Source organism: Arthrobacter sp. Y3225116 (assembly GCF_059091245.1).
The window spans coordinates 1-9,220 of the sequence record NZ_JBNHGL010000114.1; the positions used below are offsets into that span (position 1 = coordinate 1).

A 9,220-nucleotide genomic window follows, 5' to 3' on the forward strand; every position below is an offset into this window, starting at 1 on the left:
CCGCGCGGGCCAGGGATTGGCCAGTTCGGTGCACCCGGAACCATCGGGATCAGCATGGATGAGACCATCGATTGGGTCAAGAGATGGTTCACGTGGGCCAACGCCGCGCTGACTTTCACCGGACCCATCCCAGATTCCCTGGACGTCCGGCTTCCACCCGGCGTGCCTGTAGTCAGAGACCAGCCGGCCCCGGTCATCACCGCGCCAACCTTGTTCAAATCGCTAAAGGCCGGCGTCGCCCTGTCGCTAGTCGTCCCCCACCGCGACGCCGGGCTTCTCGCCGAGGCACTGGCCTATGAGCTGAATATACGGTTGCGTCATGACCGCGGCCTGATCTACTCCATCGAGAAAATTACAACTGTGCTCGATGGCGGGTCCCTCCAGCTTGAGCTTGTGCTGGACCCCATCGAGGAAAACACCGGTCAGACGCTCAACGAAAGCGTCGAGGCCCTCCGCGCTATTGCCGCGTCCGGCTTCAGCCAGGCCGCCATCGACTGCGCCCGCCAGGCGTACGAGGCGGAGAACGCCTGGGATGACACGGTCCCGGTGAGCTATCTGGACCAGGTGGCCCACGACGGCCTCTTCGGGAGAACCACCCCTGCCCGGCAGAAGCTGCTCGACCAGGCGATGACCATGACTTCGCCTGACCTGACAGCGATGTTGAAAGCCAGTCTGCAGTCCCTCATCGTCGCCGTCCACCGCGACGTGAAACTCCGAAAGAGAGTCACCAGAAATCTCGGACTGGCGGTCGATCCATATGAAATATGGCAGGCCGACTACGGGGAACCCCGGCAAGCCGACACTACAGGCACGGAGAGCAGGGAATGGCGCAGCAAGACCACAAGGACCCGCCTGCAGCTCACCGACACCCACCTCGTCAAACATAGGCCAGGCAGCTCCAAGGCAATCAAGCTCGCCGACGTCGCCCTCGTCGGAGACCGGAGCTGCGGCTGCATCGCGCTGATGGACTCCCGGGGACGAAGCACCGACCTCGACGTCAGTCAATGGAAAAACAGCAAGAACCTTCGTACTGTCCTGCTCCAAGCCTTTCCACCGATGATCGTCCGTCCCTTCCCCGAAGAGTGACAGTCCAAGGCACCGTCGCCTTCGGCGAATCCGAGACCCACAGGCGCGGGAGCGCTTCACTCAGGGGCCTGGACCGGCGCAGCCAGGTAATTCCAGCGGCAGCGGTGTCAGCTCCGGGAACATGGCATCGACGTCGGGCTCCTTCCATCGTTTGCCTGCGGGTTCGTCGACGTCGAAGACGCCGGGATGGTCCGGGTAGTCGTCCCAGATTTTCCTGCCGGTGAGGTGCGTGTAGGTGTCGGAGGCGACGTAGGAGAGAAGTTCGGCCTCGGCGACCTCTTCCTGGTTGGTCAGGCGTCCGTCTGCCAGCGCAGACGGGTCATCCCGGACAGCCTGGTAGTAATCCGGGCCCTGGGCGACGACCCAGCTGCGGAAATCCGTGAAGCAGTCGTCACCGCAGAGTGTCAGCAGCACGAAGGCCGCGCCCCAGAGATCCCAGGAATACAGCTCCTGGTTGTGGCGGACGAACTCAGCGTCGAACGCGGCGACTTCCACGGCGGAAAGCTCCGACAGGCATTCTTTCAGCTCAGTCGCCTGCCTCTGAGTGCTTCCGTCCGAGGCCGCGCGCGTTCTTTCGATAATCTCCCAGAAGCCGCCGTCCTCGATGGTGGCGACGCCGCCGCAGGGTGCAGGCGCCGCCACCTCCTCACCGGGGCCGCAGCCGGCAATTGTGAACACGGCCACCAGCAGCGGCAGCGTCCAGGTCTTCGCCCTCATGCCGCGGTGCATCTCTTTAGTGACAGGCACTGATTCCTCTTCGATGCCACAGCTTCCCGTAGCGTGGCCGAATCCGTGTTATCGGTCATGCCCGCATGATTTCACGTCCCGGCGCCGATTCCCTGCAACAACCTGTGGATCCCCTCGGTCTCCCCCAACAAACCATTCGCAATGCCCAGCCACGTCCTATACAGCCACGCGACGCCACACATGCTGGGCACCCATCACACGAACCTCTTCCACTGTCCTTCGGAAACCACCTCGACGGAGCCGTCGACGACCTTGATCGCTGTCTGTTCGTCGATGGCGTAGGCAGGGACACCTATGTCGGCGGCCCACCGCTCTGCGTGGGCCAGGGTGTTGCTCGGGAAAGCGTTCAGGTGCGGGAAGATCGAAAAATTTACCACCCCCAGAGTCCGGTCATCCGGAGCGGACGGCCACTCGACGAAGACTTCCCCGATCCGCGGCGTCATCACCATGCTTCCGGCGCTCACCCCCACCCACACCGTGTCGGGAAGTGACGGGAGCAGCCCGGCCACTCCGGACTCCCGCATCCAATGGGACAGGTACGTCGCGTCGCCGCCGTCGACCAAGAGCACATCGGTTTCCCGAAGCCACGGGACCCACCGATCCGCGCCAATGGTGGGCAGCGCAGTGAGCTCGAGAACGCCGAGCGACGCCCAGCCCAGGCCGGACAAATGACGGAAGTCGTGCTCGGCGGCCAGGAGGTTCCGCACCGATGCCGGTCCGCACATCGGGTGACCCCACTGCGCTGTCGGGACGATCAGGGCGCGGCACTGGGACACCGGCTTGTCGAGAAGCTGCACGAGCGCAGAGTGAATGCTCGGGTTCGTCACGCCGCCTGAGGTAAGCAAGAGCTTCAACGTGCCTCCAGGATCCCGCGTGGATGGTGGATGTGCCCGAAGCCGTGGGAACGGGCTGGAACTCACCGACAAGATCCGCTAAGCACGCCGTCTGGTGCTCGGCCTTTCAATAGGTACACATCCAGTCAGACTTTGTCCACAGTTCGCCGTGGACGCCGACCTCAGGTTGGTCTGTCCCTCCATGAATGCTGTATTTGTCTGTTCGACGTCCGATCCTGGGCGGTTCACACCGCCATCGAGCGGGTGGTTAGGCTGGGTGGATGGCGACAGTTATTCTTGTGCGGCATGGCCGCACCACAGCCAATGCCACTGGGCTGCTGGCCGGTCGGGCCGACGGCGTCTGCCTGGACCAGATCGGGCGTGATCAGGCGGCCCTGACCGGCGACCGGCTCGCGGCCGTGCCCGTAGTCGGGGTGGTGTCGAGCCCTTTGGAGCGCTGTCGGCAGACCGCCCGGTTCATCCTCGATCGCCAGGCCGGCTCGCCGTACGCGCCGGTCGATCCGGCTCTCACCGAGTGTGATTACGGCGAGTGGCAGGGCCGGAAGCTCAGTGATCTCGCGACCGAGGATTTGTGGCCGGTTGTGCAGTCGCAACCGTCCGCCGTCGTCTTTCCCGGCGGTGAATCCCTGGCCGCGATGCAGGCACGGTCGGTGGCAGCGATTCGACGCCACGATGCAGCCTTTGAGGCCGAGTACGGGCCAGGGGCCGTGTGGGTTGCGGTCAGTCACGGTGACATCATCAAGTCAATCCTCGCCGACGCGCTCGGCATGCACCTTGACCTGTTCCAGCGTATCAACGTGGGCCCAGCGTCCGTATCGATCGTTCACTACGGCGCTAGTCGGCCAAGCGTCTACGCGACCAACACCGACGCCGGTGATCTCTCGTGGCTGGCGGACGGCATCGGCTCTGCCGAGGCGCCGGTGGGCGGCGGTGCGGGGCAAAAGGCGCCATGAACCTCGTGTGCCTAAACTTATGAGATGCCTACACGTGTTCACGAGTTCGCCTGGCCTGATCGGGTCGTCGTTGGCACCATTGGCCTTCCGGGCGCGCGGACGTTCTATCTGCAGGTGCGTTCGGGGACGCAGATCGTGAGTATTGCCTTGGAGAAGCAGCAGTCGGCCCTGCTCGCGGAGAAGATCGACGAAATTCTCGACCAGCTCATCACCGTGGAGGGGAACCCCTTCAGCGTTCCCACGAGTACTCCCATTGAACTTGTCGACGATGACCAGCTCGAGGCCGTTCAGGAGCAGTTTCGCACCGGCTCCATGAGCTTAGGCTGGGACCCGACGACGGCCCAGGTCGTCATCGAGGCCTACCCCATCACCGATGCCGACGACGACGAATCGCTTGATGAGGGCGACGCTGAGGCGGCCGAAATGCTGCTGGTGCGAATGCCGGTCGGCACCGCCCGCGCATTCGCCAAGCGCACCCGCGAGGTCGTGGCCGCCGGACGTCCGACGTGCCCGCTTTGCGGTTACCCCATAGACGCCGACGGGCACATTTGCCCCCTTCCCGAGGCCTGATGCCAGCGCCGGACCTCGTGACCGCCGAACTGGAGCTCACCGGCCGCATCACGACGGCTTCAAACGCGACATTTTTGGGCAGCATCGGCGACGTGGTGGTCGTCTATAAGCCGATAGCAGGCGAAAGTCCGCTGTGGGATTTTCCCCACGGCACCCTGGCCCACCGGGAGGTGGCCGCCTACCTGGTCTCGCAGGCCTTCGGCTGGGACGTCGTGCCGCACACCTGGCTCCGCGATGGTCCGCTGGGCGAAGGAATGGTGCAGCTCTGGCAGGAGCAAGACTCCGCCCAAAGCGCCGTGAACCTGGTCGCCGCTGACCAGGTGCCGGAGACGGGCTGGAAACACGTTCTCAAGGGTCGTGATGAGAGCGGACAGATGGTCGCCCTCGTTCACGAAGACTCGCCGGCGCTCAGACGCATGGCGGTGTTCGACATCGTCACCAACAACGCCGACCGCAAAGGCGACCACATTCTTGCCATGACGGGCGGACACCGGCACGGCGTGGACCATGGGCTCACCTTTCACCGTGACCACAAGCTGCGCACGGTGCTGTGGGGATGGCTGGGAGACGCTCTGACCGCCGAGGAGCGCGACGGCATAGATCGTGTCAGCGAGGGACTGCACGGTGGGCTGGGCCGAAACCTGGCGGAGTTGCTCAGCGCCGAAGAAATCGCTTCGCTCGCCGCGCGCTGCGCCCGGTTGCGCTTGACAGGGCGGTTTCCGGCTCCGAGCGGTGCGATGTCTGCGGTGCCCTGGCCGCTGTTCTGAGGGGATTACGGCTACGGGCTTCGCGGGCTGTGCGCCGTTGAGCCGCCCTCTGCGAGGGGGTCCATATGTTCTTCGTCAAGAGGGTCAGGCTGCCTTGAGCGGCGGTGTTTCATGGAGGGTCATGTCGCGGAGCATGGCGAAAAGGACATCGCAGCGCCGTCTGGCGAGAGCGATGTGCTTGGTTGGGGCGGTTGCCCTCGGCGCGTTTCCGGTCGTAGTAGGCGCGTGAAAATGGGTCCTTCAGGGCTGCGAAGGCGGAGAGGAATAGGGACGTTTGAGAGGAGGGCGGATGTCCTGCGGAGGCGAATTCCAAGACGGGCGATCTCGGTGATGATCCGTGCTTCCGTCCTGACGCCGCCCGCCGGCATGGAGGTCAGGACGAGGTGAAGGGGGTGGGCCCACGAGGTCGAGCGTATTCTCCACCAGCAGGACGTACGCGCTCCCCAGCAACTAACCTGCTTGGCTCCTGCCGTCAGGAGCGCTCGTGTCGACAAGGAACGGCTCGCCCGTTTCCTCATGGAAAGTCGTGTACAGATAGTCTATGTTGCTGAGATCGTGCAATTCATCTACGTTGCTGGTCGCGAACTGTAATTCCAGAACGTGCCCTTCACCATCCGGTTCGACGTAGCCGACTCCGGCGAGCCCCATGCTGTCCCCGTATTTCTCCAGCAGGTTGTACTGCATCGCCTTGCGGTTCTCCTCATCGGCATTGCTGGAGACCATCGCGTGCCCCACCAGCAGAGGCACCGCCACGAAAATGACGATGTAGGAACCGGCGGTGACGACCTTGTTCGACTTGCGAATTGAAGCGAGCAGAATGACGAGGAACCCGATCCCGCCCACGATCAAAGCGGCGTTCAGAAGGAACGGGTGGGGCGTTACATTGATGGGCATGTAGTCCATCGTCGCCTCCTCGCTGAACGTGCTTCAGTCAGTTGCAACGTTTATCTCACGCTAACCGCGGGACGGCGGGCGCGGAAGGAAATGGACGTTGCGAAGCAATAACTTCTGACCGACAGGATTGCGGTCCTGCTGCGCGCTCCAAGACGAAGACTGCGCTGAAAACTCTGAGGCTGGGTTGCTGATTTAGTCCTGGTCGCTAATTGCTGACCGGACTTCGCTGATGCGAGCCGATCCAGAACCAGGCAATGGCACCGCGGAGGTCTGTTGCAGACGACCGAGCTGAACCTGACTCGCAAAACCTTTCGCTACGAGAACAAATAGCAGCGCTAGGCTGTCATCACGTTCGCCAGTTCGTGCTTCTCCGGGGTGAACTCCACCGGCAGGTTTGGCCTGACATAGTTGTCAAACCAGGCGTCGTGCTGCGCGGCCGCCTCCCAAATCTCCACGACGGTCATTCCGCCTTCACTCTCATAAGCGAAATGAGCGTTGAAGCCGGGCGCGGCCATGAGTTTGTCCCTGAGAGCGGCGGCGATGCCTTCGTACTGTTCCCGGGTCAGGCCGGGCACAAGGTTTTGGACCAGAACAGTCATGGCGGACTCCTTTGTGGGCGACTGCCGGCCGGGCGGACGTCCCGCGGACAGAGCCGGCACAGCCGAAGCCTACGCCGGTAACGGCGACTGCGACAGGGCGTGGTCCACGGATCACGCGCCCGCCCCTCCCCAGCACCGCGGTCGGCACGCGGAGGCGGCCACAGCGGTCCCGCCTGGGGGAGCCTTATCCCGGGCGCAGAATGCACAGCCAGGGCACAGTTTTTGCTGTTGTTTCTGACAGGATGGGCGTCTGGACTGTAACTATGGTGTTGTCAACTCCGCCCTATTTCAGGAGTCCTGCGTGTCCTCATCGACCAGATTAGGTTCACCCACGTCACTGGCGGCCCTGCGCGAGGTGTTGCCCGAGCTTGCCCATCCGGACGGCAGTCCTTTGTGTGCGCTCGTAGTGGACGACGAGCCGATGCTGGCGGATTTGGTCGCAATGGGCCTGGCCCTGTGCGGCTGGGACGTGCACGTCGCGCATGCCGGACGCGCCGCCGTCGAGACCGCGCGCAACACCCACCCGGACGTGCTGGTGCTGGATTGGATGCTGCCGGAACTCGACGGGCTTCAGGTGCTGGAGCGGATCCGCGCCTTCCACACGGACGTGCCGGCGTTGTTCCTGACCGCTCGGGACTCGGTGGATGACCGGATCCGTGGGTTGTCCGCCGGCGGGGACGACTACGTCACCAAGCCGTTCTCGCTGGAGGAGGTGCTGATCCGCCTGCACCGGTTGGTCCAGCGTTCCAAGGTGGCCGCGCAAGATTCGGACGAACTGGTGGTCGGAGACCTGGTGCTCAATGTCCGCACCCACGAGGTCCGGCGCGGGGGTGAGCCGGTGGATCTCACGGCCACCCAGTTCAAGCTCCTGCGGTACCTCATGGAGAATCCCCGGGCCGTTTTGTCCAAGGCGCAGATCCTGGACCACGTCTGGCAGTACGACTTCGGTGGCCAGGCGAACATCGTCGAACTGTACATCTCTTATCTACGAAAGAAGGTCGATGCCGGGCGGGCACCGATGATCCACACAGTCCGCGGCGCCGGATACGTCCTGCGGCCGGCGCCCTGAGGCGGGGACAGTGAACTCGTCCTCCGGCCCGCCTCCCGGTTCCTCCCCGCCGTCGACCTTTCCGCCGATTCCCCCGGCCCCGGGCCGGGGGCCCGTCTCGGCCGACGGCTCCGGCCGGGACGGTGTGGCCGCCCGGCACCGGCTGCGGATGAGCCTGGCCGTGAGGACGGCAGTGGGCGTCGTGGTGCTGCTGGCCGTGGTGCTGAGCGCCTTCACCCTGACCTCCCTGGCCCTGGCCGGGCGCACGGTGGACGCCCAGTTGGAGGAGAACGTGCAGCAGGCCTGGGATCGTTCCTGGTCCTACCTGTGGCGCGGCAGGCAGAACGCGCCGGACTTCACCCACGATCCGCTGGACGCCCCGGGCCAGCAGGCGGGGATGCTGGTGCTACTCATGACCGGCGGCGAGGTCGTCCAGGCGTCGCGGTTGGATGAGGAATGGCAGACGGTGGAGCTCTCCGCGCCCGATGTGGAGAGGCTGGGCGCACTGGCCGAGGAGACATTGCGGGCCCAGGAAGCGCAGGACGCCGAACTGGCTGAACTGCCGGAGGAGGAGGCGGCGGCCATGGACGATGTCCGGCTGAGCCGATCCATGGACCTGGACGAGGGCCAGTTCCTCGTGCACGCGGAGGTCGTCGACGATGAGGACGGCGTGGCGGTCGTGGGACTGCCCACCGCGGCGGTGGACAGGACGAAGGCCGACCTGGCGCAGGTGCAGCTCCTGGGCTCGCTGGCTGCCCTGGTGCTGGCTGGGCTGCTGAGCTGGTGGTGGATCCGCCGCTCGTTGTGGCCCCTCAGAAAGGTCTCCCACGCGGCGGCCCAAGTGGCCGCGGTGCCCATGGGATCCGGTGAGGTCTCCCTGATGCCCTACCGGGTACCAGTGGATCTGGCCCGCCCCGGCGACGAGGTCGGGGACGTGGGCCAGGCCCTGAACCGGCTGATCGACTCCGTGGACGGCGCGTTCGAGCAGCGCAACCAATCCGAGCAACGCCTCCGCACTTTCGTGGCGGACGCCTCCCACGAGCTGCGCACCCCGCTGTCCGCCGTCCGCGGGTACGCCGAGATGATCCGGCTGACCGAGCCTCTGACCGACCGCGGCCGGGAATCGGTGGCCCGAGTGCTCAACCAGGCCGAGCGGATGGGCTCCCTGGTGGAGGACCTGCTGCTGCTGGCCCGTCTTGACGCCGGACGGGACGTGCCGCTCGGCGAGGTGGACCTGGGCGAGGTCGTGGTGGACGCCGTCACCGACGCCACCGCAGCCGGTCCCGGCCATCACTGGATGATGGACGTGCCCGATCAGCCCGTGACGGTGCTCGGCGACCGGCGGCAACTGGCCCAGTTGGTGGCCAACCTGCTCTCCAACGCCCGCAAGCACACCCCAGTCGGCACCACCGTGCTGGTGCGCCTGCAGGAGGAGGTTCAGGCCGGCGTCGGGACCGTGCGTCTCGCCGTGCAGGACGACGGTCCGGGGATTGGCCAGCAACTGCGGTCCGGGCTGTTCGACCGCTTCGTGCGCGGGGACACCGCCCGGACCACGCGTGAGGGTTCCACGGGACTGGGATTGTCGATCGTCCGCTCGGTGGCCCGCGCCCACGGAGGAGATGCCACCGTGGAATCCGAACCCGGCCGGACCGTGTTCACCGTGGAGCTGCCAGCAGCGTGACACACAGGGCATTCTGTGCCG

General features: G+C 65.1%; 10 protein-coding genes and 1 pseudogene. 6 read left to right on the forward strand and 5 right to left on the reverse strand.

The features are described from left to right. A partial coding sequence (locus AC5RV2_RS11190; protein WP_494092386.1) for a peptidase M16 family protein occupies positions 1-1,086 on the forward strand: 1,086 nt, incomplete at its 5' end. 60 nt (positions 1,087-1,146) lie between these two features. Here the strand turns inward: AC5RV2_RS11190 and AC5RV2_RS11195 are convergent. Beyond that, entirely contained in the window at positions 1,147-1,833 is a 687-nt protein-coding gene (locus AC5RV2_RS11195) for a DUF4240 domain-containing protein (RefSeq protein WP_494092387.1), read from the reverse strand. 194 nt (positions 1,834-2,027) lie between these two features. Continuing rightward, a complete protein-coding gene (locus AC5RV2_RS11200) occupies positions 2,028-2,687 on the reverse strand; it encodes a Type 1 glutamine amidotransferase-like domain-containing protein (protein WP_494092388.1) in 660 nt (219 codons plus the stop codon). 260 nt (positions 2,688-2,947) lie between these two features. On the opposite strand from AC5RV2_RS11200, the gene AC5RV2_RS11205 reads away from it, so the two are divergent. Genes AC5RV2_RS11205 through AC5RV2_RS11215 form a run of 3 tightly spaced genes read left to right on the forward strand, consistent with a single transcriptional unit; the run spans position 2,948 to position 4,977 of the window. After that, positions 2,948-3,640, forward strand: coding sequence for a histidine phosphatase family protein (locus AC5RV2_RS11205; RefSeq protein ID WP_494092389.1), 693 nt, complete (start codon positions 2,948-2,950; stop codon positions 3,638-3,640). A 24-nt stretch (positions 3,641-3,664) separates the two neighbouring features. Continuing rightward, positions 3,665-4,210: a DUF3090 domain-containing protein gene (locus AC5RV2_RS11210; RefSeq protein ID WP_494092390.1), complete on the forward strand. Its 546-nt coding sequence runs from the start codon at positions 3,665-3,667 to the stop codon at positions 4,208-4,210. Beyond that, the gene (locus tag AC5RV2_RS11215) at positions 4,210-4,977 is read left to right on the forward strand and encodes an SCO1664 family protein (RefSeq protein WP_494092391.1); all 768 of its coding nucleotides are present in this window, start codon (positions 4,210-4,212) and stop codon (positions 4,975-4,977) included. Before AC5RV2_RS11210 ends, AC5RV2_RS11215 begins: the two co-directional genes overlap by 1 nt. An 84-nt stretch (positions 4,978-5,061) precedes the next feature. Here the strand turns inward: AC5RV2_RS11215 and AC5RV2_RS11220 are convergent. From AC5RV2_RS11220 to AC5RV2_RS11230, 3 genes and pseudogenes are all read right to left on the reverse strand, one after another. After that, positions 5,062-5,375: pseudogene (locus tag AC5RV2_RS11220) on the reverse strand (IS110 family transposase); the annotation flags it as partial. Positions 5,376-5,427: 52 nt separating this feature from the next. Beyond that, positions 5,428-5,880, reverse strand: a complete 453-nt coding sequence (locus AC5RV2_RS11225; RefSeq protein WP_494092392.1) for a hypothetical protein — start codon at positions 5,878-5,880, stop codon at positions 5,428-5,430. A 326-nt stretch (positions 5,881-6,206) separates the two neighbouring features. Then, positions 6,207-6,470 carry a hypothetical protein gene (locus tag AC5RV2_RS11230; protein WP_494092393.1) on the reverse strand — a complete coding sequence of 88 codons (264 nt, stop codon included), beginning with the start codon at positions 6,468-6,470 and terminating at the stop codon, positions 6,207-6,209. A gap of 301 nt (positions 6,471-6,771) precedes the next feature. On the opposite strand from AC5RV2_RS11230, the gene AC5RV2_RS11235 reads away from it, so the two are divergent. Together AC5RV2_RS11235 and AC5RV2_RS11240 are read left to right on the forward strand one after the other, a co-directional pair. Beyond that, the gene (locus AC5RV2_RS11235) at positions 6,772-7,539 is read left to right on the forward strand and encodes a response regulator transcription factor (protein WP_494092394.1); all 768 of its coding nucleotides are present in this window, start codon (positions 6,772-6,774) and stop codon (positions 7,537-7,539) included. 160 nt (positions 7,540-7,699) lie between these two features. Continuing rightward, a complete protein-coding gene (locus AC5RV2_RS11240) occupies positions 7,700-9,199 on the forward strand; it encodes a sensor histidine kinase (RefSeq protein ID WP_494092395.1) in 1,500 nt (499 codons plus the stop codon). Positions 9,200-9,220: the final 21 nt, after the last annotated feature.